Below are 22,701 nucleotides of genomic sequence, written 5' to 3' on the forward strand. Positions count from 1 at the left end.
GGCTCCTAGGTCAGGCTGCGCCGGACAGCGTCGGCGATACGGGCCGCATCCGGGCGCCAGGCGGCCTCCAGCGGCTTGGCAAAAGGCACCGGGGTGAAGGGGGCGGCGACGCGAAGGATCGGCCCGTCCAGCTCGTCAAAGCCTGCATCGGCCATGCTCGCCGCGATCTCGGCACCCACGCCGAAGGCTTCGACCGCCTCATGCGCGATGACGAGGTGATGCGTGCGCGACAGGCTCTCGAGCACCGCCGCCTCATCCCAGGGCTGGAGAGAGCGGAGATCCAGCACCTCCGCCTCTACGCCGTCACGCGCGAGGATCTCCGCCGCATCCAACGCCCAATGGACGGCGGCACCGTAGCAGGCGATGGTCGCGTCCCGCCCGGGCCGCGCGATCCGGGCGCGACCGATCGGCACGGACTCCGGCGTGTCCGACAACTCGCCCTTCATGGAGTAGAGCGCTTTGTGCTCCACCACGACGACCGGATCAGGATCCGCGATGGCGGCGCGCAGCAGCCCATAGGCATCGGCCGGCGTGGCGGGGCAGACCACCTTCAGCCCTGGGATGTGGCAGAACCAGGCCTCCAGGCATTGCGAATGCTGCGGCCCGGCCGAGACACCGCCGCCATGGGGCGTGCGCAGCACCATCGGCACGCCACGCTGGCCCCCGAACATAAAGCGCGCCTTCGCCGCTTGGTTCACCATCGCGTCCATGGCCAGGGTGACGAAATCCATGAACATGATCTCGGCCACCGGGCGCAGGCCGGAGAGCGCCGCGCCGACGGCCGCGCCCACAAGCGCCGCCTCGGCAATCGGCGTGTCCCGCACGCGCTCCGCCCCGAAGCGGGCATGCAGGCCGCGCGTGACGCCGAAGGGGCCGCCGGCTGCGCCGATATCCTCGCCCAGGAGGATGACGCCGGCATCCTCCTCCATGGCGTCCGCCAAAGCGCGGTTGATGGCCTGGACATAGCGGGTCTCTGCCATGGCTCAGGCCTCCGCCGCCGCATAGGCCGCGTCGCGCGCATCCTCCCACGCCGCCTCCGGCGCCGCGCGTCCGGCGGCGACGGCGGCCAGCACGGCCTCCCGCACCGCCGCCTCGATCGCCTCCAGCTCGGCCTCCGGCCTTCCCTCGGCCAGCAGGATGGAGCGGGCGCGGGCGATCGGATCGTGCCCGGCCGCCTCCGCCGCCTCCGCCGGATCGCGATAGCGCTGCGGGTCGCCCTCGTAATGGCCGCGCCAGCGCCGCGTGCGCGCCTCGAGTAGGAAGGGCCCCTCCCCGCGCCGCAGCCCCTCCACCGCCCCGGCCGCCGCCGCCGAGACGGCGAAGACGTCATTGCCGTCCACCTCGCGATGCGGGATGCCGAAGGCGGCCGCCAGGGCCGAAAGCCTGGCCGCGACCTGCGTGTCCGTGCGGCTGAACTCCGCCCAGCCATTGTTCTCGCAGACCAGCAGCAGGGGCAGGCGCCAGAGGGCCGCGCAATTCATCGTCTCGTGCATCGCACCCTCGGCCAGGGCGCCATCCCCGAAGAAGGCGACCGCAACACCCGCGTCGCCCGCGACCCGATGCGCCAGGGCCGCGCCGAGCGCGATCGGCGCGCCCGCGCCGACGATGCCATTCGCGCCCAGCATCCCGCGGGCGAGATCGGCCACATGCATCGAGCCGCCCCGGCCGCGGCAGATGCCGCTCGCCTTGCCCATTACCTCCGCAAAAAAGCCGTCCAGCGCGATGCCGCGCGCGATGGCATGGCCATGCCCTCGATGGGTGGAGGCTAGGCTGTCCTGCGCGTCGAGCGCGGCGCATACGCCCGCCGCGACGCCCTCCTGCCCCACGGAGAGATGAATGAAGCCCGGCACCTCTCCATCGGCGAAGAGGCGCGCCAACGCCAGCTCAGCCTCGCGGATGGTCAACATCACCCTGAACAGCGAAACCCTGTCTGTCATTCCGAATTCACACCTGGAGGTATCGGCTCTGCACCGTGGGGTCGGCCTGGAACTGCGCGACATTGCCGCTCCAGACGATGCTGCCCTTGTCGATGACGGCCACGCGGGTCGCGACGGCCAGGCAGAAGCGACTGTTCTGCTCAGCGAGGACGATGGTGGTGCCGGCGGCGCGCAGCTCGCGGATCAGGCGGCCGATCTCGGCCACGATCAGCGGCGCCAGTCCTTCAGAGGGCTCGTCGAGCAGAAGCACGGCAGGGTTTCCCATCAGCGCGCGTGCGATGGTGAGCATCTGCTGCTCTCCGCCCGAAAGGCGCCCGGCCAGGCGCCGGCGCAGCGGCACCAGAAGCGGGAAGCTGTCAAAGGCACGGGCCACGGTCCAGTTCGCGCCGCCATCCGGGCCGCGCTTCTGCGCGATCTCTAGATTTTCCTCCACCGTGTGCTCGGGGAAGACCTGGCGGTCCTCCGGCACATAGGCGATGCCGCAGCGGGCGATGTGATAGGGCTTGCGTCCCGCCACATCCTCGCCGCGCAGGCTGACGCGGCCGGCGCGCGGGGGCAGGACGCCGGCGATCGCCTTGAAGGTCGTGCTCTTGCCCGCTCCATTGCGCCCCATCAGCGCCAGCGTCTCGCCGCGCCCGACCTCGAAGCAGACGCCGAACAGCACTTGGCTCGCACCATAGGCGGCGTCCAGCCCGTCCACCGACAGCTCGATGACCGGCCCGCTCACGGCGCCGTCTCCAGCGCGTGCTCGCTGCCGAGATAGGCCTCGATGACGGCGGGATCACGCCGGATCTCCTCGGGCGTTCCCTGCGCCAGCACCGTGCCATAGCGCAGCACCCGCACCGTCTCCGCGATGCGGAAGACGATGTCCATGTCGTGCTCGATAAAGATCAGGGTCATCCGCCGCGCCTGCCAGAGGCCATGGACACGGTCGATCATGCGCCAGCGCTCATCCGGCCCCATGCCGGCAGTCGGCTCGTCCAACAGCAGCACCTTCGGGTCGAGCGCGAGGGCCAGGGCGATGTCGAGCAGCTTCTGGTCACCATGCGAGAGCTGGCGCGCGACCGTGCCGGCCAAGTTCCGCAGGCCGCACAGCTCCATCACTTCCTCCGCCCGCAGGGCAACGTCGCGCGGCGGGAAGGCGCGGAACAGGTTCGCCGTGCGGCCCTCATGCGTCAGGATGGCTGCGGCCAGGCTCTCGGCCACGGTGAAGCTGGGGAAGAGATTGGCCACCTGGAAGGCGCGCCCGATGCCCCGGCGGACGATGGCCTGCCGGTCGAGCCCGGTGATGTCCTGGCCATCCAGCAGAACGCGGCCGGCGCTCGGTGCAATCATGCCCGTGATCAGGTGGAACAAGGTGGTCTTGCCCGCGCCATTCGGCCCGATGATCGCGGAGAGCGAGCCGGCGGCGAAATCGAGCGTGACGTCGTTGGTCGCCACGATTCCGCCGAAGCTGCGGCGCAGCCCCTGCAGCGCGAGCGCGCCGCCTCTCATGCCCCTCCCCCTTCCGCCGTCGCATTGCCGCGCGGGCCGGGCAACTCGCCATAGGTCGCCCAGGATCCGGCGACGAGCCAGCCGGCATCCACCGGCAGGTTGATGCCGGTGATCGCCCCGGCGGCGTCGGAGGCCAGGAAGCAGACGGCCTCGGCGATGTCCCCTGGCGTCACCATGCGGCCGAGGGCGCTCGCTCCCTCCAGCCGCGACACGTCGCGCTCGCCGCGGTCGATCTGGGCCTGCAGCCCCGGCGTGCGGGTGAAGCCCGGCGAGACGGCATTGACCCGCACGCCCGAGCGCCCCCATTCGGCCGCGAGGCAGCGCGTCATCTCGATGACGGCAGCCTTCGCGGGGGAATAGGCGTGCAGGGGCATGGAACGGATGCCTGCGATGGAGGCGATGGTGACGATGGATCCCCGCCCGCGTAGCGCCATGCGCCGCCCGAAGGCCACGGCCGAGTTCCACGTGCCGATCTGGTCCACCCGGATGACGCGCTCGACTTCCGCCTCGTCCAGCGCCTCGGCGCGGAGCGGGCGCTGGAGGATGCCCGCGCAGGTCACGAGGATGTCCGGCGCGCCGAGCGCCGCTTCGACCTCGGCGGCGGCGGCCTCGTTCGCATCCATCCGCCCGACATCGAGCGCGAAGGAGGCGCCCTTCAGATCGCCGGCCAGCGCCGCCGCACGTGCCGCGTCGATATCCAGCACGGCGACCCGGGCGCCGCGCTCGGCCAGCATGCGGCAGCAGGCGGCTCCGATGCCGCTGGCACCGCCCGTGACGGCGGCGATGCGCCCGGCAAGAGGGGGGTTGCTCATGCCTTCTGCCTTTCCCGCCGGCTGCGCCATACTTCCACCGCCCAGTCCAGCATGCCCTTCCGCAGGCCGAGGACGAGCAGCAGCAGCACGGCGCCGAAGAACAGCCCGTGATGCTCGGTGAAGGCGGTGATCCGGTCGCTGATGAAGAGGAAGGTCGCCGCGCCGAGCAGCGGCCCGAGGAAGGTGCCGATGCCGCCCAGCATGATCATGAACAGCGCCTCGCCCGAGGTGGTCCAGTATAGGAAGGTCGGGAAGGCGCCGGAGACATAGAGCGACATCAGCACGCCCGAGAGCCCGGCGAAGGTTCCTGCGATGACGAATGCGCCCAGGCGGTAGCGGAAGACGGAGAGGCCCAGGAAGGCTGCGCGCTGCGGGTTGTCGCGCAGCATCCGCAGCGCCACGCCAAAGGGCGAGCGGATCACCTGCCGCAGCAGCACCGCGGCCACAGCCAGGCAGGCGGCCGCGAAGAGCGCGAGATGCGCGGGCCGTGCCAACTCGATGCCGAGGAAGGGAGGCTTGGGAACGCCGCCCATCAGCCCCTGGTCGCCACCCGTGAGGGAGACCCAGGAGATGACCATGGAATGGATCAGCATCTGGAAGGCGAGCGTCAGGAAGGCGAAATAGATCTCCGACAGGCGCACGCAAAGCGCCCCGATGACCAGGGCGAGCAGCGCGCTCCAGAGCAGGGCCGCGAGAATGGCTGCCGGGACTGACCAGCCGCCCGACTGCATCAGAAGTCCAAAGGCATAGGCTCCGCTGCCGAAGAATGCAGCATGGCCGAAGGAGACGAGGCCGGCGGTTCCGATCAGCAGGTTCAGGGACAGCACCAGGAGGCCGAAGATCCCGAAGCGGATGATGAAGTCCACCAGCCCGTTCGAGCCGAGGCCGAAAACGAGCGCGACGGCGACGAGAAGCGCGCCGAGGGCGATCAGCGCGTCGCCGCGCCAGCCGGAGAGGCGCCTCATGCCAGGTGCTTCCCGGCCAGGCCGCTCGGCTTCACGAGCAGGATGGCGGCCATCATCAGGAACATCAGCCCTTCCGTGAACAGAGGGAAGCCGATAGAGCCGAAGGACCGGGTAAGGCCGATCAGCAGCGCCGCGGCCAGCGCGCCGCCGATCGAGCCCATGCCGCCGATCACCGTCACGATGAAGCTCTCGATCAGGATCGAGACGCCCGCGCCGGGTACCACGGAGCGGATCGGCGCAGACAGCGCGCCCGCAAGCCCGGCCAGCCCGGCGCCGATGGCGAAGACGGCCGCAAAGACGAGGCTGGTATTCACCCCGAGCGAGGCCACCATGGTCGGATTGACCGCCGCGGCACGCACGGTGCGGCCGAAGCGCGTCCGGCTCATCCCCAGCGCGAGAAGCAGCGCCACGGCGAGGGTGATCCCGAAGAGGACTAGATAGAAGAGCGGGACGATGCCGCCGCCGATCAGCAGCGGGGGGCGCCGAAAGGTTTCCGGCATGTCCATCTTCAGGAAGTCGCCACCCCAGACGATCTTCACCACATCATCCATGATGAGGATGATGGCGTAGCAGACAAGGAGCTGCATCAGCACGTCCGCGCCATAAATGCGGCGGAACAGGGTGCGTTCCATGAGCAGGCCGAAGACCGCGACCCCGAGGGCTCCGGCAGCCGTCGCCACCAGGAAGCTTTCGGTCAGGCCATAGGCGGATAGGGCGAAATAGGCACCCAGCATGTAGAGCGTGCCGTGGGCGAAGTTCACTAGCCCCAGCACGCCGAAGATCAACGTCAGGCCGGAGGCCACGAGGAAGAGAAGAAGGCCGATGGTGAGGCCCGCCGAAACCTGTGTGACTACGCAGGAGAGTGAGCCCATACAGGCCACGAGTTCGCCGAGATCCATGAAGCACGCTCCAGGCAGGAAAGGCGGAGGGCCGCGTGCGACGCGGTCCCGGAGGAAAGGCTCAGGCCCAGCCCTTGCCCTTCTTCCATTCCTGCTCGAGCTGGGCGATCTGGTTCCAGTCGGCCGTCTTAATACCCTCAACATAAGGCTCGGCGGGGATGGTCGTGCCCCAGCCTATGGCGTAGCCCACCAGCGTCTGGTCCTCGGCCCGCATGGTCACCTTTCCGTCGGCGCCGAAGGGGCTATCGATGGTCAAGCCGCGAAGCGCCGCGGCCAGCTGGCGCGGGTCGGTGCCGCCCACCTTTCTCAGCGCGGCGGTGGTCAGATGCACCGCCGTCGCGGCCTGCCAGGCCCAGTTGGTGGGATAGTTGTTGTAGCGGCGGTGATAGTCCCGCCCGAAGGCAGCATTGGTCGGCTGGGCCGGGTAGCTGGATAGGTAGCGGTTGCCGGAATGTACGCCGCGCGGTAGCTGCTTGATCTGCTTCAGCGTGGTGTAGTCCGCCATGTTAACTGCGAAATACTGGGCTTGGTTAAACAGCCCGTAGAGCGCCGCCTGCTCCACGAAGGCAACGAGGTCGCCGGCCCAGAGGCAGGAGTAAACAGCCTGCGGACGCCCCTGGGCGAGGCGCGTTACATTCTCCGTGTAATCCGGCTGGAACAGCTTCGGCCAGGTCTCACCGACCACCTGCACATCCGAGGCAAAATACTTCAGGTACTCCATGAACTCGGCCGTCGTGTCCCGGCCATAGGCGTAGTCCGGCGAGACGGTCATCCAGCGACGGAGGTTCTTAGCCTTGACGATCTCCGCCGCATAGACGCCGCCTGCGATGGAATCATGGATGCCCTGCCGCGCGACGCGGAACGCGTTCCAGAACCGCTGCTTCGGATCGGCGCTCATCGCCGAGGTTTCGGTGTTGATGTGCAGTGTCAGCGTGCCCGTCTCGCGCACCACCTCATGCACCGCGAAGCCACCGGAGGAGGGCTCGCCGTCAAACAGGATATCCACGCCGTCGCTGATCATCTCGCGGGCCAGCCGCGCCGCTTCCGCCGGCACACCGCGGCTGTCGCGCACGATCACCTCGATCGGCCGACCCTCCAGCCCGCCCTCGGCGTTAAACTTCTCCACCTCCATCAGCACCGCATCGCGGGAGGAAATACCGAGCTGCGCGACGCGCCCGGAGAGGATGGTCGGCATGCCGATGCGGATGGGTCGTCGCCCCTGGCCCCGGGCGATCATGGGGAAGCCCGTGACAGAGGCGGCGCCCATTCCCACCGACGCCGTGAGAAGGCCGCGGCGGCTCGGGCCGCCAGGATCGGCTTTGGACATGTTTCTCTCCCTTGGGTCCGGCTTTCCGCCAGTAACCATGGGCGCTTCGAGGCGCCGCGAAAGGAAGGCTAGGTGCCGCGAGGTCCGGGCGTCAACGAGAAAGGTGAGCGGTCATTCATTTTTTTCCGCCTTTCCCGGTGCAGGATCGGCGCCCGCCAAGCCGTGACGGATTAACTTGGAATAGGCGCTCCACAGCGCGTCGGGAGGGCGCCTTATTTGGCCGTCATCGGTATAGGCGTACCGCATGCTCGTGTAGCTGCGCATGGCCATGAGTAGGAAAACGAGCGGCTCCAGCTCCTCGTCCGTGAAGCCAGGCAGCGCGCCGCGCGCACGGGCTTGGCGGAGCGCGGCTAGGTAGTCTTCGGCGATGTTCTTAAAATGCTTTCGGAACCCCTCCGGGGCGAAAAGCTCCGCCCCGTTCAGAATCCCGAAGAAGGCCGGGCGTTGCTGCAGGAAGTTAAAAAAGGCGGCGAACCTGCGCTCCTCCCGCTGGACCTCTCCGGTCACCCCGTGAACTTCCGCCGCGATATGCGCCAGCATCTCCTCGCCCAGGACCGGCAGCAGCTGGTCGAGGAGATCCTGCCGTGAGGCGAAGTAGTTGTAGAAGGTGCCCTGCGCCACGCCGGCAGCCTCGGTGATCCGTGCGATGGAGGCTTCTGCATAGCCGAACTCGCCCACCACACGGGCCGCGGCATCGAACAGAGCGCGGCGCACGCGCTCGCTGTTCTGCTGGCGCTTGCCGCGGGGGGGGGCCGTCTCAGGTACCCCGGAACGCCGGTCAGCCACAGCCGCGCCGGGCTCCGGCTCGTGGGCGGGCGGGGCACGCATGGCGGCGCCGGAGCATGCGGATTCTCCAGGAAACGGGCACCAAAGCCCAGGGCACGCATCGATGACGGGATCGGCGGGGCAGATCAAGCTTGTGCCCGCCTCCGACATGCGCGACAAGGCCGCCCCGATCCGGAGTGCCCGGCTAGGTCGCGTCGATCTGCACACCCTCGCGCCGCACCACCGCGCCCCACTTCTCGATCTCGCTGTTGACGAAAGCCGTGAACTCCTCGGGCGTGCCATAGGCGGGCGTGCCGGCCATCTCATCGAACCGGGCCTTTGCCTCAGGCGTCGCGAGCAGCGCCTTAATCTCCAGGTTCACTGCCTCCAGCGCGGGGCGGGGCACGCCAGCGGGGGCGAAGATACCGAACCAGGAATTCATCTCGTACTCGGCCAACTCCGGCATGGTTTCCCGCAGCGCGGGAATGTCGGGCAGGCGCGGATTGCGCTCCGCGCTGGTGACGGCAAGGGCCTTCACCTTCCCGTTTCTGACCTGTTGGATCGCCGTGGAGAGATTGTCGAACATGAACTGGATGTTGCCGGCCATCAGGTCCAGCATGGCCGGCGCCGAGCCTCGGTAATGCACTGGCGCAGCCTCCGTGCCTGTGAGCTGGTTGAACCAGGCACCGCAGACATGCGGGGACTGACCGACACCCGCCGTGCCGTAGGTCAGCTTGCCCCGATTGCGGCGGAGATAAGCGACGAATTCCGGTACGGTGGACGCGGGCACCGACGGGTGCAGCACAAGCACATTCGCCGTGCGGATCATGTTAGAGACGGGCTGGAAGTTCTCAGGTTTGTAGGGAAGATTGCGGAACAGCGAGTAAGCGATGCTCTGCGGGCCGATATTGGAACTCAGCAGCGTCAGCATATCCGGCGCCGCGCGGGCGACCTCGGTCGCCGCGATGGTGCCACCACCGCCGCCCTTGTTGTCCACCACTACAGAGGCGCCCCAGCGTGACTGCAGATGCGCCGCCAGCAGCCGGGCCATGATATCGGTGGTGCCGCCCGGCGCCGCGGCGACAAGCAGCTTGATCGGCTGGCTCGGCCGCCAGTTGCTCGCCCGTCCGGTGGCAGGCAACAGACCTGCAAGGGGCACCATAAGCGCGGCGCGGCGCGGAAGAACGATCATCGGACTGTTTCCATCCTGCACTGTCGTTATGGTTCGTTCGCTGCGCAGCCGGCGGGACTCTTCTGGGTCCGCCAGGTTCCCTACGGCTGCCCGGGCTCCTCCTCGGCTTCGGCATAGGGGAGCGCGATGTTATGCGGGCCGGCGGGCGGGTCGAAGCGGATACGCAGCGCGTCCCCGAGCCGCGGCTCCTCCGCCGCCGCGCCACGGAGATTGACCATGATCCGCGGCCCTTCCTCCATCGCCACGAGCGCCACCACATAGGGTAGGTCGGGCTTGAAGGCCGGCGAGGGCGGGCGGTGCACGCGCGTGTGGCTCACCAGCCACCCGCGCCCGCTCGCCACTTCCCAGCTCGGGGCCGGCGCGTGGCAGTGGGCGCAGAGGGCGCGCGGCGGAAACTGGGCCTGACCACAGGCGGCGCAGCGCTGCAGCCGTAGTTCGCCGCGCGCGGCGCCCTCCCAGAAGGGCGCGGTATCCGCATTGGGCACCGGAAGCGGCTTGGCAGGGAGCTCCGCCATCTCAGCTCCTCCCCAGCACGAGCGAGCAATGGGCGGAGAGGATGCCGCCATCGCCATGAACGAAGGCCAGCTCCGCATCCGGCACCTGCCGCGCCGCCGCCTCTCCGCGAAGTTGCCGCACCGCCTCCACCACGTGAAACAGCCCGCCCGCCGCACCGGAATGCGCGTAGGACATCAGCCCTCCATGGGTGTTGCAGGGCAAGCGTCCGCCGAGGTCGAGCGCACCGGCCAGCGCCGCCGGCCCCGCCTCCCCCTTCTCGAAGAAGCCGATGGATTCTAGCTCGACGAGCAGGGTCACGGTGAAGCTGTCATAGATCTCGGCTACATTGATGTCGGCTGGCTTCACCCCGGCGCGGGCGAAGGCCTGGGCCGCGCTCTCGCGGCAGCCGAAATCCGTCAGGCTCGGGGCGGCGACCAGATGCTCATGCGTGTTCTTCTGCCCGGTTCCCAGCAGCGTGACCGGCCGGCGCGCCGTGTCCCACGCCGCATCCGGCGCGCTGACCACCAGCGCCGCGCCGCCATCGGAGATCAGGCAGCAATCGAGCAGCCGCAGCGGCTCCGCGATCGGCCGGCTGGCCAGCACATCGGCCACCGTAATCGGCGCCCGCATCTGCGCCTTGGGATTTCGCACCGCATGGGTGCGGCTGGCCACCGCCATGGCGGCTAGGTGCTCGGGCGTCGCGCCGTATTCATGCATGTAGGCGCGCGCTACCAGCGCATAGAGGGCGGGAACCGTCACGCCGAATGGCCGCTCGAACTGCGGATGCCCGACTTCGGACAGCGCCGCCACGGCGCGGTCGCGCGAAAGCCCGGTCAGGCGGTTGTCGCCCGCGACGACGAGCACATGCCGGCAGATCCCCGCCTCCACCAGCGCGGCCGCCTGCATCATCATAATGCAGCCCGTGGCGCCGCCCGCCTGGATTGCGGCGGAATAGGCGGGCTGGACGCCGAAATACTCGCAGAACACGGAAGCGAGCATCAGATGCGGCTCGCTGAAGGAATAGGCGCAGAGCACGCCGTCGATGTCGCCGGGCCGCAGCCCCGCATTGGCCAGGGCGAGCCCGGCCGCCTCGGCATGGAGTCCCATGCAGGTCGATCCGGGCAGCTCGCCCACCGCTGTATCGGCGGCCCCGGTGATGACAGCGCGCCCAGGGCTCATCGGGCGCCCTCCTCCCGGTCCATCCGGTCCCAATCGAAGTCTAGCGGCTGCTTGGACAGGAAGCAGTCCACAGCGGCTCGGTGGTCGGAACCGTTGATCGCGATGGCTTGGGCGAAGGCCTCCATCTCCGCCAGGGCGCGCTGGTCGAGGTTGAAGGACTGGTTCATCGCGCTCTTCGTCATGCCGAGCGCCACGGTGGAGGCATGGCGAAAGCGCCCGGCGAAAGCCATTGCGCGATGCATCAGCTGCTCCGGCGGGTGGATCTCAAGTACGATGCCGAGTGAGCGGGCCTCGTCCACCCCCACCGTGCGCGCCGTCATCGCCAGCTCCTTCGCGCGCTGCAGGCCGAGAATGCGCGGCAGCAGCCAGAAGGCGCCGAGATCCGGCACGAGGCCGATACGGGCGAAGACGGCGCAGAAGCTCGCACGGGAGCTTGCCAGCACGAAATCCGCAGCCAGCGCCAGCATGAACCCGGCACCGAAGGCGGGCCCGTCCACCGCGGCGATGACGGGCTTCTCCAGGTTCACCAGCTCGGGGAACCAAGTGTGCAGCGCCCGGATTCGCGCCCGCGCACCCTCCAGGTCGCCGCGTACCGCCTCCAGCGCCGCCAGATCGCCGCCGGCGCAGAAGGCGCCGCCCGCACCGTTGATCACCAGCGCCTTCAGGGCGCGATCCTGCCGCACCCGCGCCACGACATCGGCGATCTCCTCCCGCATGCGGGCGTTCAGCGCGTTGCGCTTCTCCGGACGGTGGAGGGTGAGGACCCCGATCCCGTCATCCATCGCCCAGCGGACGGCTTCGTAGCCGTCCGTCTGCGGCTCATTCTCCCGCGTCATGCCCCATGGCCCTCCGCCGTTGTCCCCTCCCCACGCGGGATGGCCACGCCCGTGATCACGGCCTCGCCGCTCTCGTCGCGGACCCACACCTCGTAGCCGGGCCCATCGCTGCGCGCGGCGCCGCCGGCCGTCACCCGCGTGCCCGTCAGCACGGGCCGCACGAAGCGGATGTCGAGGGAGACCGCCACCTCGCTTCCCAGGGCCTGCCGGAGCGACTGCCAGATGAGGTTCAGCGACAGCATCCCATGCGCGATGGGACGGCCAAAGGGCGTGGCGGCGGCGAAGGCCTCATCCACATGGACGGGGTTGAAGTCGTCGGTGATCGCGGCATAGGCGAGCACCGCCTCGTGATCGACGTGGAGGCTCACCGCGGGCAGCGCGGCCGGGGCGGGGGTCATGCCGCCCACAGCACGGTCATCCGCCCGGTGAAAAGCAACCCCTCGGCGCCCCTGGTTTCCATCGCCAGGGTGACGCGCCGCCTTTCGCGCCGGATCTCCTTGGCGGCGCAGGTCATGGTGGTCACCAGCTTCCCGCCGATCCGGGGAAGCCGGAACAGGTCAAAATGCTGGCTCGCATGGATGTTGCCGGGCGGACGGCGGGGGACCACGTCTCCATAGGCCCGCATGGAGACGACCGCGACCATGCCATGCGGCATCAGCTCGCCCAGGTCATCCGCCGGGAAGAGGCGGCGCCACTGCGCGACCACTGCCGGATCGAGCCTGTAGGTCGCGTTGCCCAGCACTTGGCCAGGCACGAAGTCGTCGTAGAGGGTCGGGGAGCCGCCCGGTGGCGGCGCCTCCTGGCGCGCGCGCCCGGCACCAGTGCCTGCCTCCAAGGAGCCCTCCCATTCGCCTTAGCGAATATCTATTTTCTTTATGGACAGACTAGGCCGCCCGGTTCGCGGGTGTCAAACGGCTGGCGGCCCCGAAACGACCAGGGCATCGAGCGCCACGGCCCCCTCGGGGCGCACGAGGAGTGGGTTGATCTCGACCGAGCGGATCTCCGCCGCCCGCGAGGCCGCCAGCTCCGAAACCCGGCACAGGGCGGTGATCAGCCCATCGCGGTCGAGCGGCGGGCCACCGCGCCAGCCCTGGAGCAGCCGGGAGGCGCCCCGCACTTGGTCGACCAGGCGCGCGGCGCGTGTTGGCGAGAGCGGTGCGGAGCCGAAGGCGACGTCCTGGAACAACTCCACCGCGATGCCACCCAGCCCGAACATCACCATCGGGCCGAAGACCGGGTCCTGCTGGACGCCGATGATGGTCTCCAGTCCCTTGCCCGCCATTGGCGCGATGAGCACGCCATCGATCCGGGCCATGGGGGCATGCGCGCCCGCCCGGTCCATCAACAACCGGAAGCCCGCCTCGACTGAGGCGGCATCCGCCAGCCCAAGCAGGACGCCACCAATCTCCGTCTTGTGCGGGATGTCCTCCGACAGGATCTTTGCCACCACCGGGTAGCCGACCGCCTCGGCCGCCGCCACTGCCCCGGCCGCATCCGTCACGACCCGCTCGGGAAGAACCGGGACGCCGGCGGCGGCCAGCAGCGCCTTGGCGCCTGCCTCGTGCCGCGCATCGATCGCCCCGCCGTAGGGCGGCGACACAGCGGGCAGCGCCTCGGCCGCGGCCTGGAGCCCTGGCAGGGCCGACGCCGCCCCCACTGCGCGCATTGCGCGCGAGGGATCATCGAAAACGGGAATGCCGATCTCCCCAAGCTGGTCGCGCACCGTCTCGTCCTGCGTGGTGACCGCGACGAGAAGGCGATCCGGATAACGCTGCCGCAGCCGCCGGAACCCCTGCTCCACCTTGGCGAACAGGGCCGGGTTCCGCAGCGTATGGGCAAAGTAGGTAACGACAGTCGGGATGGCCGTGCGCTCCAACACGCTGCCGATCAGCGTCTCCACGGCATCCATCCGCGGGATCGCATTGGCCGTGGTGTCCACCGGATTGACCCCGGCCGCTGCGGGTAGGCTTTCGGCGACTGCGCCGAGCACCTCCGGCGGGAAGGGCGGCAGCGAAAGGCCAGCCGTGCTCGCGGCATCGGCCATCAGCACACCGATTCCGCCGGAGATGGACACGATGCCCACATCCCGCCCGCCGGGCATACGGCCCAGACTGCAAAGCTGGGCGATGTCAATCATCTCCTCGATGCTCTGCGCGCGCCAGGCGCCGCCCTCGCGCAGCACGGCGTCATAGACGCGGTCCTCGCCGGCCAGGGAGCCCGTATGCGTCGCCGCCGCGGCCGCCCCCGCCTCGCTGGCGCCCACCTTCATCACGATCACCGGCTTGCCCGCCCGGGCTGCCTTCAGCAGCGCCGTGCGCAGCCGCGTGCCGTCCCGGCACCCCTCCAGCGCCGCGCAAATTACCGAGGTGCCCTCGTCACCGGCCAGCAGGGCGATGCATTCGGCCACGTCCAGGTCGGCCTCGTTGCCGGTCGCGACCGCACGGCTCATCCCGATCCCGCGCAGATGCGCGCAGGCATAGGCATGGGAGCCGAAGGCGCCGCTCTGCGTCACGAAGGCAACACGGCCGGGTCGGAAGCGCATGCTGTCCAGCGTGGTGGTGAAGGTCGCAAAAAGCCCGTCCGGCACACTGACGGAGCCGAGCGCATTCGGCCCGGTGATGCGGATGCCCGCGCGACGCGCCAAGGCCAGGATCCGCTCCTGCCGCGCGGCACCCTCGGGCCCCTCCTCGGCGAAGCCGGAAGAGAGCACCTGCACCAGGAGAATTCCCCGTGCGGCGCAGGCTTCAAGCGCCGCCTCCACGGCATGGGCCGGCACGATCACCAGGGCCTGATCCGGCGTTTCCGGAAGATCGGCGACGCTGCGGAAGGCCGGCAGCCCCTGCACCATCCCGCCGGAGCCGTTCACGGGATAGATCCGGCCAGCGAAGCCGAAGCGCTTCAGGTAATCCACCGGCCGTCCGCCAAGCTTCGCAGGATCGGATGAGGCGCCGATGATGGCGATCGAATCAGGCCGGAACAGCGCTTTGCGGAGCCATGCCTCGCCCCTGGAACCATCGGCCGGCCGGGAGCATGCGGGCAGGGTCACGACGGACATGGCGTCCTCCATCCATCTCGCCGCCTCCAGTCCGTGCGGCCAGAATTCTGCTCCGAGAATTACTTTTCTTTTCCAAGAATGAGGCTAAAGCAGTTCCTAAGAAGGTGTCAAAGACCAGGGAGGGAGCCTCATGACGGTGCCGGGCCAAATGTGGCCGTCGATCCAGGGTGTCGGCGCGTCAGCGTCTGCGGCCCGGGCCGCAGGCCTGACAGTCGCGGCCCTGTTCCATCAGCAGGCCGGAAGGGCCGGAAGCCGCATCGCTATCGAGGATGGCTCGGGCGTCCTCAGCTACGAGGATCTCGCTGCGCGCGTCCACCGCCTAACCCATGCTCTGCATGCCCGGGGCGTGCGGCGCGGGGACCGGATCGCCCTCCTTTCGGAGAATCGGCGGGAGTATATCGAGCTGCAGCTCGCTGCCGCGCAGTCCGGGGCCATTCTCGCCTGTCAGAACTGGCGGCAGTCCGACGCTGAACTCGCCCACTGCCTGCGCCTCGTGGCGCCGCGGCTCGTCTTCGTCTCTGAGCGCCACACGGACCGCCTACGGGGAATCGAGCCGACCCTGGCCGAGACGTTGGTGCTGGGCGGGGAATACGAGGCGCTGATCCGTGCCACGCCCGCCGGTCCCGCGCCCGACATGGCGGAGCCGGAGGACGGGCTTGTAATCCTCTACGCCAGCGGCACGACCGGCCTGCCCAAGGCCGCCGTCATCAGCCACCGCGCGATGATCGCGCGCGGCGCGATCGCCAGGATGGACGAGGTGTTCTTTCCCGACCGCGCCTTCGTTGCCTGGACGCCGCTGTTTCACATGGGCGCCACGGACAGCAGCCTGGCCGCTATGATGCATGGCGCCAAGGTGATCGTGATGGACGGTTTCGACCCGCCCGCCATCGCCGATCTCGTCGAGCGCGAGCGAATCGGCTGGCTGGCCCTGATGCCCGGCATGTTCTCCCGCATGATCGCCGAACTCCGTGGCGGCGCGCGCAAACCCTTGGGCATCGGCGTATGCGGCAGCATGGCAGACCTAGTGCCCCTGCAGGAGATCGCCGAGGTCACGAGACTTCTCCAGGCGCCGTTCCGCAACTCCTTTGGCTCCACCGAAACCGGCTCTGCGCCGCTCAGCCGCGGCCGCATCCCGATCGGCGTCGTTCCGGAGCGGCTCTCGAAGGAGCTCAGCGCCTACTGGCTCGTGCGCCTCGTGGACGAGGACGGGCAGGATGTCCGCGATGGCGAGCCCGGGGAGGTCGCCTGCCGCGGCCCCGGCCTGTTCAGCGGCTATTGGGGCGATGCGGAGGCAAATGTGGAGGCCTTCCGCGGCGGCTGGTATCATATGGGCGACGTTTTCCGCCGCAACCCGGACGGCACCTATGACTTCGTGGACCGCCGCAAATACCTGATCAAATCGGGCGGGGAGAACATCTACCCGGCCGAGATCGAGCGTGTCCTGCTGGCATCCCCCAGGATCGCGGAGGCTGCCGTCGTGCGCCAGCCCGATGCGCGCTGGGGTGAGGTGCCCGTAGCCTTCGTCGCCCCGCGCGACGCGGCGCTGGGCGAGGCCGATGTTGTCGCGCTGTGCCAAGGCGCGATCGCCGGATACAAGGTTCCGAAGGCCGTGCACTTCCTGCCCGAATCCGAATTCCCCCGCAGCACCAGCGGCAAGGTCCAGCGGCACACGCTAGAGGCCCGGCTGCGGAATGGAACCAAGAACAATCGAGGGGAGAACGCCAAATGAAACGACGCCACCTGCTGTCCGCTGCGCTCGCGGCGCCATTGCCGCCGCGCACCGCGGCCGCCCAGCAACGCGGGACATTCCCCGCGCGCCCGATCACCGTCACCGTTGGCTTCCCGCCAGGCGCCATCTCTGATGTCGTCACGCGCGCCATTGCGCAGCGCATGGGGCGGGAGCTTTCGCAGACACTGGTGGTGGACAACCGGCCCGGCGCGGGAACCTCCGTTGCCGCCGCCCATGTCGTCCAGTCGGCGCCCGACGGCTACGCCCTGCTAATGGCCTCCAACAGCCTGGCCACCAACCATGTGGCACTGCCCCATCTACCGCCGCGCGACCCGATGCGCGATCTTACCCCCATCGGCCTTGCCTATCGGAGTCCCTTCATCCTGTTAGTCGGAAAAGACGTGCCGGCGCGCGACCTGCGGGAATTCCTGGCTTATGCGAAGTCGAAGCCGGGGCACGTCAACTTCGCCAGCTCCGGCACTGGGGCTGTGAACCATCTGGCGCTGGAACTGCTCAATCAGCGCGCGGGCGTGACCATGGAGCACGTGGCCTATCGCGGCGGCGCGCCAGCCCTGATGGACCTGCGCGCCGGCCGGGTGCACGCCTTCTTCGCGACGGTGCTGGATTCCGCGCCGCTGCTGCGGGACGGGGTCGCGCAGGTGCTGGCGGTGAGCACGGCCGAGCGGCTGCCGCAATTTCCCGAGGCGCCCGCCATCGCCGAGCAGGTGCCGGGCTATGAGGCCGTGTTCTGGCAGGGCCTTTTCGCGCCGGCCGGCACTTCCGAGCCGGTTATAGCGCGCTTGGCGAGGGCCTTACAGGCCGCAACCTCGGATCCGGAGCTGGTGGGGTCCATGCGCGACCGCGGCGTCGACCTGCTGCACAGCGGGCCCGCCGACCTGCACGCCTATCTCGCGCGTGAGATCCAGAACTGGGGACAACTCATCCGCGCCGCGAATATCCGGCTCGAATAGCGCTCGAGCGGGCATTGGCAAGTTGAGAGGCGGTGGCCGGCGGAAGCCTGCGCTACGGTGCGGAGTGTGGCGAGTTTAAGTCTGTGAATGTCGAGACGTTCGTCCACATGAGGTATTGATGGAAGGGTTCTGTTGCGAACTTGCGGCGCTGCCCCGGGCAGGTGCAAATCTGGGCATGGCGACACGGCGGAGAGTGGCTTTGGTGAGGCCGGATCAATTCATCAAGGGACGGTAGTTCACTGCGGAGGTGATCCTCTGGGCGGTCCGGTGGTACCTCATGTTCCCAATCAGTTACCGCGATCTCGAGCTGATGCTCGCCGGCCGCGGCGCGGAGATCGCGCACACCACTCTCTTTCGCTGGATCCAGGCCTACGCGCCGGAGATCGAGAAGCGGATCCGGCCGCACTTTCGTGCCTCGAACGGCTCGTGGCGGGTCGACGAGGCATACGTTCGGGTGAAGGGCCGCTGGATGTACCTGTAGCGCGCGGTCGACAGCCGCGGCCAGACCATCGACTTCCTGCTCTCGGCCAAGCGGGATGCTGAGGCCGCGAAGCGGTTCTTTCGCGAGGCGCTGGGGCAGCCACATACGGTGAACCCGCGCACGATCACGGTGGACAAGAACCCCGCCTACACCCCTGCGCCGCCGAGCAAATAAAAGAGGACGGAAGGTTGTGGCGACGCTCGCAGCTACGCCAGGTCAAGATTCTCAATGATATTGTGGAACAAGACCACTGGCGCGTGAAACGCCTGGTCAGACCGGGGCTTGGTTTCGGCGGTTTCCATACAGCACGACGAACACTGGCAGGCTACGAGGTGTTGGCGATGGTAAGGAAGGGGCAGCTTCGGAAGACCGACGGGTGCGACATCCGGGCCCAAGCCAGCTTCGTCGCCGAGCTGTTCCAGGTTGCTGCCTGACCCGCCTGCTATCCAGGCGGTTCGCGGCCCGCCGCATACTTTGCAACACATCCCAGGCGAGGACGGCGCCCGTTAGGGTGGCTTGGCTGTGCAGCGAATCATTATTGAGAAGGATGGGCTGACCGTTGAGCAGTGGCATGGGCAGCCCGGTCCCAGATCTCATGCCGCTGCAGTGCTTCGCCATCTGTCACCTGCTTGGTGGCGACGGGGACCTCCAGGGCTGAAATCCAGTGCTGGTAGTAGGTATCACCCTCAGCAGGACCAGCGGTGCGTGAAACGCCTCGTCAGACCGGGGCTCGGCTTCGGCAGTCTCCATAAATCTTGACGAACTCTGGCGGGCTGCGAGGCAATCGCAATGATCGGGAAGGATCAGGCTCGGGACGAGACATGCGGGCCCCAGCCATCTTGCCTGCCGAGCTGTCCCAGCCCGCCGCGTGATATCGCTCATGTCACGGCTATTTACGGGCGATGGATCTTTGCGACGGAACGCCGCGATGTACGGGCACTTACGTCCGCGCCGCACCTGATGGCGGGCATCGAGTGCCAGCGCGTCCGGTGGCAGAGCCTTCCGGGGCAGGCGATAGGGACGTGCGTCCAAGTGGACCCGTCATTTTGCCACACCCTCCATCGGGCGAGCTAACTCGTCTTCTCATCAGACACGTTGCCCATGCTCTCAGACGACATCCGGCCAAAGCAGCCGGGCAGCTCCGTTCCGGCCAGGGTCAAACGACGCTACAATGCCACGAGCAGCGCTCATTGGTTGCCTCTGCCATTCTGGAACGCTCCGCTAACGTTCATCGACATTTGCCTCGAAATTGCGCTATCAGCAGGCCTCGCCCGCGATAAGAACCCATGCACCGCCCACTGGGGCCTTGCTGAACTTGCGCGCTGCCATTCATCGAGGGAAGCCGCATGCATATCCAGGTCGGATACAAACTCGTCTACGAGCTTCAGCAAGCCACGCCGATGGTGATGATGCTCAGTGTTCATCCAAGTCGAGCAAGTGACATTCTTGTTCCCGAGAGGCCGGTTTTCGATCCACCGGTTCCGGCCTTCTCGTATACGGACAAGTTCGGAAATATTGGAACCCGCCTGGTCGCACCTCCCGGGCGCTTCACCCTGTCCAACAGCGCGCTGGTACAGGACAGTGGCCTGCCGGATGTACTGGCTCCTTCCGCAATGGAACACCGCATCGAAGACCTGCCCGACGAGGCAATCGGTTTCCTACTCGGCAGCCGGTACTGCGAAACGGATCTGATGTCCGATACGGCCTTTCGGCTTTTCGGTGAACTGACCCCAGGCTGGGCGCGCGTGCAGGCGATTTGCGATTACGTTCATGCCCATATCTCCTTTGACTACCAAGCCGCCCGGTCCACGCGCACTGCTGCCGAAGTTTTCCGTGAGGGAACAGGCGTGTGCCGAGACTACGCCCATCTCGCCATCACGTTCTGCCGCTGCCTGAACATTCCTGCACGCTACTGCACCGGATACCTGGGGGACATGGGAACGCCACAACCCTGGGGGGTTCCTGACTTCGCCGCATGGTTTGAGGTCTATCTTGGTGGAGCCTGGCATGTCTTCGACGCGCGTAACAACACACCGCGGATTGGTCGCGTCCTCTTGGCGCGCGGGCAAGATGCGACGGATGTGGCGATCACGACCACCTTCGGCCCGAACATCCTGATCAGCTTCGCTGTGCAGACGGACGAGGTTCCCGGCTGATCCGCGCCCCACTCCTCCGGAAGGGCTCCTCAGCTGCCCGAACGCCGCGCCCTCGAAAGTCGGGGGAAGGCCCCGGTCCAGGAGTGCCCACTGATCTATGCTCATGATCCGGAGGATCATCAGCCTCCGGGAGAACGCTCTGGCCGAGCCGGACGAGGCGGAGCCGAAGCATCCCAGGAGCACTATCGCCTCTGGATGGCGCCCTTTTGGGGGATTGAATGAGACTGTTCAGGTGCCAGGCTTGCGGTGAGACGGTCTACTTTGAGAATACCCGCTGCGGAACCTGCTCCTCGCATGTGGGCTATCTGCCCGAGGTCGGTCTCATGTCCGCCCTGGAGCCCGAGGTGAGCCCCGAACTCGTCGAGGCCTTGCAGCAGGTGGGGCTTCAGGATGCGGCCAAAGCGCTGCATAGCGAAGCGGAGGTCTGGCTCGCTCGTGTCTGGCCTGGGCGGCGCTACCGGTTCTGCAGCAATGCCCAGCTTCAGGTCTGCAACTGGATGGTTCCCGCCGAGAGTAAGGACAGCTTCTGCTTGGCATGCCGCCACAACCGCTGCATTTCCGACCCGACGCAAAGAGAAAACCTTGCTCGCTGGCGGAAGCTCGAGGGCGCCAAACACCGGCTCTTCTATTCTATGGTGAAGCTCCAGCTACCTTTGCTCACCCGAGACAAACAGCGGGATGGCCTGGCATTCGATTTCCTGGATGACCCACCCGACCCTGATGCGCCGCGCGTCGTGACAGGCCACAGCAACGGCCTGATCACCATCGCGCTGCGCGAGGCCGACGATGTCGAGCGCGAGCGAATGCGGAAGGTTCTAGGTGAGCGCTACCGCACTTTGCTTGGACATCTACGGCACGAGACCGGGCACTACTTCTGGGACCGGCTGGTCCGCGACGGAGACAAAGTGGAGGCCTGCCGCGCGGTGTTCGGCGACGAAGGTGTGGACTACAGCCAGGCTCTGCGGACCTACTACGCCGACGGGCCCCCTGCCGGCTGGCAGTCGTGCTGCATCACCGCATACGCCACGGCCCACCCCTGGGAGGACTTCGCGGAGTCCTGGGCGCACTACCTTCATATGGTCGATACGCTGGAAACCGCAGCGGCACATGGCATGGAGATCCATCCGCGCAACGGCGCCAGACGCTTCCGGGCAGTCACCGAGTTCGACCCTTACCGGCCCCCGGCCTTCGATCTGATGATCGAGAACTGGCTGCCCCTGTCCCAAGCCGCCAACAGCCTGAACCGCTCCATGGGACAGCCGGACCTGTATCCCTTCGTCCTGTCCCCGCTGGCCGTCGAGAAGCTTTGCTTTATTCACGGGCTCGTACAGGAGCACCGGTCGAGTTGAAGCCGCCGGCCTCCGCACCGGGCCGGCCGGTGGCAGTGTCTGATGCGGCGGGACCTTGGTGCATGGATCGGAGGTGCAATCGCATGACGCCCTTGCCCTCATCCAGGCTCATGCAATGCGGACGTACTCTGCGCGTCCCAGGTCCAGCATCCGGTTCAGGCCATTCGTGGCGATGGCCACCTCGGTGGTTTGACGTCCCTTGCGCTGACAGCGCAGCCCGTCACCAATGACGCGCTTCCAGCGCGAGGCATCGGCCTCAACCAGAGCGCGCCAGATGTATTCGGACGTCCTCTGCCCGTCCATGCACCCGCGCTCAGCGATCGCCTGTAGATGACGGTCACGCCGGGTCGGGTCGATCTCGGCAGTGCCGCTCGGCACGGCACTCGAGCGTGGCGGCACAATGACGTCCGGGTCGGGGTGCCGCGCCGCCACCTCGGCGTAAACGTCATCACGGTCGAACGCGCCGTCGGCGGTGAATGAAGCAACGGGAACGTCGGCCCGCTCAAGCAGCGGGCCAGCCTGCGAACCATCGTCGGCATCCAGGTCTGTCAGCAATGACGCGACGATCCGGCCGGTGTCGGCGTCCGTGGCGAGGTGGAGCTTCCGCCACGACCGACGCCTCCGTGTCCCATGCTTCTCAACCAGCCACTCGCCAGGTCCACACAGCCGCAGGCCGGTGCTGTCCACCAGCAAGTGCACGGGCTCTCGCCCGCGGCTGGGCCGTGGCACGTCCAGCGCCTCGGCGCGGCGGCTCAGATGGGGTGGACGGCCTGAGCGGCACCGGTGTGCCAATCTGTGGGCCTTCGTAATCCGGCGAGAGGGGGTCCCCATGATGCCGATCACCATGATTGGACTGGACACGGCGAAGTCTGTTTTTCAGATCCATGCTGTGGATAAATCTGGCAAAGCTGTCCTCAAGCGCAAGTTGGGCCGCCGCGAGCTCCTACCCTTCTTTGAGCAGCAGGGGAGGTGCATCGTGGTCCTGGAGGCCTGCGGGGCAGCCCACCATTGGGCACGTCTCATCGCGGCATGCGGGCATGAGACGAGGCTGATCGCTCC

General features: G+C 67.8%; 21 protein-coding genes and 2 pseudogenes. 6 read left to right on the plus strand and 17 right to left on the minus strand.

What is annotated here, in order from left to right:
* Positions 1-5: 5 nt before the first annotated feature.
* The 16 genes from ACO1BU_RS25465 to ACO1BU_RS25540 form a co-directional block, all read right to left on the minus strand.
* Entirely contained in the window at positions 6-980 is a 975-nt protein-coding gene (locus ACO1BU_RS25465) for an alpha-ketoacid dehydrogenase subunit beta (RefSeq protein WP_424138782.1), read from the minus strand.
* Positions 981-983: 3 nt separating this feature from the next.
* Entirely contained in the window at positions 984-1,937 is a 954-nt protein-coding gene (locus ACO1BU_RS25470) for a thiamine pyrophosphate-dependent dehydrogenase E1 component subunit alpha (RefSeq protein WP_424138783.1), read from the minus strand.
* A gap of 7 nt (positions 1,938-1,944) precedes the next feature.
* The gene (locus ACO1BU_RS25475; RefSeq protein WP_424138784.1) at positions 1,945-2,664 is read right to left on the minus strand and encodes an ABC transporter ATP-binding protein; all 720 of its coding nucleotides are present in this window, start codon (positions 2,662-2,664) and stop codon (positions 1,945-1,947) included.
* Complete coding sequence (locus tag ACO1BU_RS25480) at positions 2,661-3,431, minus strand: ABC transporter ATP-binding protein (RefSeq protein ID WP_424138785.1); 771 nt, start codon at positions 3,429-3,431, stop codon at positions 2,661-2,663. The genes ACO1BU_RS25475 and ACO1BU_RS25480 overlap by 4 nt, the downstream gene beginning before the upstream one ends.
* Positions 3,428-4,243 carry an SDR family NAD(P)-dependent oxidoreductase gene (locus tag ACO1BU_RS25485; RefSeq protein WP_424138786.1) on the minus strand — a complete coding sequence of 272 codons (816 nt, stop codon included), beginning with the start codon at positions 4,241-4,243 and terminating at the stop codon, positions 3,428-3,430. Before ACO1BU_RS25485 ends, ACO1BU_RS25480 begins: the two co-directional genes overlap by 4 nt.
* Positions 4,240-5,208 (minus strand): branched-chain amino acid ABC transporter permease, encoded by a 969-nt coding sequence (locus ACO1BU_RS25490; protein WP_424138787.1) that lies wholly within the window; start codon positions 5,206-5,208, stop codon positions 4,240-4,242. The genes ACO1BU_RS25485 and ACO1BU_RS25490 overlap by 4 nt, the downstream gene beginning before the upstream one ends.
* A complete protein-coding gene (locus ACO1BU_RS25495) occupies positions 5,205-6,107 on the minus strand; it encodes a branched-chain amino acid ABC transporter permease (RefSeq protein WP_424138788.1) in 903 nt (300 codons plus the stop codon). Before ACO1BU_RS25495 ends, ACO1BU_RS25490 begins: the two co-directional genes overlap by 4 nt.
* A gap of 61 nt (positions 6,108-6,168) precedes the next feature.
* On the minus strand, positions 6,169-7,434 hold the full coding sequence (locus tag ACO1BU_RS25500; protein WP_424138789.1) for an ABC transporter substrate-binding protein: 1,266 nt from the start codon (positions 7,432-7,434) through the stop codon (positions 6,169-6,171).
* A gap of 111 nt (positions 7,435-7,545) precedes the next feature.
* On the minus strand, positions 7,546-8,262 hold the full coding sequence (locus ACO1BU_RS25505; RefSeq protein WP_424138790.1) for a TetR/AcrR family transcriptional regulator: 717 nt from the start codon (positions 8,260-8,262) through the stop codon (positions 7,546-7,548).
* A 142-nt stretch (positions 8,263-8,404) separates the two neighbouring features.
* Positions 8,405-9,391, minus strand: coding sequence for a Bug family tripartite tricarboxylate transporter substrate binding protein (locus tag ACO1BU_RS25510; protein ID WP_424138791.1), 987 nt, complete (start codon positions 9,389-9,391; stop codon positions 8,405-8,407).
* Positions 9,392-9,471: 80 nt separating this feature from the next.
* The gene (locus tag ACO1BU_RS25515; protein ID WP_424138792.1) at positions 9,472-9,906 is read right to left on the minus strand and encodes a Zn-ribbon domain-containing OB-fold protein; all 435 of its coding nucleotides are present in this window, start codon (positions 9,904-9,906) and stop codon (positions 9,472-9,474) included.
* Position 9,907: 1 nt separating this feature from the next.
* Positions 9,908-11,065, minus strand: a complete 1,158-nt coding sequence (locus tag ACO1BU_RS25520; protein ID WP_424138793.1) for a thiolase family protein — start codon at positions 11,063-11,065, stop codon at positions 9,908-9,910.
* Positions 11,062-11,901, minus strand: coding sequence for an enoyl-CoA hydratase/isomerase family protein (locus tag ACO1BU_RS25525; protein WP_424138794.1), 840 nt, complete (start codon positions 11,899-11,901; stop codon positions 11,062-11,064). Before ACO1BU_RS25525 ends, ACO1BU_RS25520 begins: the two co-directional genes overlap by 4 nt.
* Positions 11,898-12,299: a MaoC family dehydratase gene (locus tag ACO1BU_RS25530; protein ID WP_424138795.1), complete on the minus strand. Its 402-nt coding sequence runs from the start codon at positions 12,297-12,299 to the stop codon at positions 11,898-11,900. The genes ACO1BU_RS25525 and ACO1BU_RS25530 overlap by 4 nt, the downstream gene beginning before the upstream one ends.
* Complete coding sequence (locus ACO1BU_RS25535; protein WP_424138796.1) at positions 12,296-12,736, minus strand: hypothetical protein; 441 nt, start codon at positions 12,734-12,736, stop codon at positions 12,296-12,298. The genes ACO1BU_RS25530 and ACO1BU_RS25535 overlap by 4 nt, the downstream gene beginning before the upstream one ends.
* A gap of 72 nt (positions 12,737-12,808) precedes the next feature.
* Positions 12,809-14,956, minus strand: a complete 2,148-nt coding sequence (locus ACO1BU_RS25540) for an acetate--CoA ligase family protein (protein ID WP_424138797.1) — start codon at positions 14,954-14,956, stop codon at positions 12,809-12,811.
* A 130-nt stretch (positions 14,957-15,086) separates the two neighbouring features.
* On the opposite strand from ACO1BU_RS25540, the gene ACO1BU_RS25545 reads away from it, so the two are divergent.
* The 5 genes and pseudogenes from ACO1BU_RS25545 (at position 15,087) to ACO1BU_RS25565 (ending at position 21,642) form a co-directional block, all read left to right on the plus strand.
* Complete coding sequence (locus ACO1BU_RS25545; protein ID WP_424138798.1) at positions 15,087-16,685, plus strand: class I adenylate-forming enzyme family protein; 1,599 nt, start codon at positions 15,087-15,089, stop codon at positions 16,683-16,685.
* A complete protein-coding gene (locus ACO1BU_RS25550; RefSeq protein ID WP_424138799.1) occupies positions 16,682-17,656 on the plus strand; it encodes a Bug family tripartite tricarboxylate transporter substrate binding protein in 975 nt (324 codons plus the stop codon). Before ACO1BU_RS25545 ends, ACO1BU_RS25550 begins: the two co-directional genes overlap by 4 nt.
* Positions 17,657-17,903: 247 nt before the next feature.
* Positions 17,904-18,571: pseudogene (locus ACO1BU_RS25555) on the plus strand (IS6 family transposase).
* Positions 18,572-19,483: 912 nt separating this feature from the next.
* Positions 19,484-20,293, plus strand: coding sequence for a transglutaminase-like domain-containing protein (locus ACO1BU_RS25560; protein ID WP_424138800.1), 810 nt, complete (start codon positions 19,484-19,486; stop codon positions 20,291-20,293).
* A 218-nt stretch (positions 20,294-20,511) separates the two neighbouring features.
* Complete coding sequence (locus tag ACO1BU_RS25565; protein WP_424138801.1) at positions 20,512-21,642, plus strand: zinc-binding metallopeptidase family protein; 1,131 nt, start codon at positions 20,512-20,514, stop codon at positions 21,640-21,642.
* 108 nt (positions 21,643-21,750) lie between these two features.
* Here the strand turns inward: ACO1BU_RS25565 and ACO1BU_RS25570 are convergent, their stop codons facing one another.
* The gene (locus ACO1BU_RS25570; RefSeq protein ID WP_424138802.1) at positions 21,751-22,341 is read right to left on the minus strand and encodes a transposase; all 591 of its coding nucleotides are present in this window, start codon (positions 22,339-22,341) and stop codon (positions 21,751-21,753) included.
* A 130-nt stretch (positions 22,342-22,471) separates the two neighbouring features.
* Between ACO1BU_RS25570 and ACO1BU_RS25575 the strand changes: the two are divergent.
* Positions 22,472-22,701: pseudogene (locus ACO1BU_RS25575) on the plus strand (IS110 family transposase); the annotation flags it as partial.

The sequence above is a fragment of the Roseomonas chloroacetimidivorans genome (assembly GCF_049629625.1).
Taxonomy (GTDB): domain Bacteria; phylum Pseudomonadota; class Alphaproteobacteria; order Acetobacterales; family Acetobacteraceae; genus Roseomonas; species Roseomonas chloroacetimidivorans.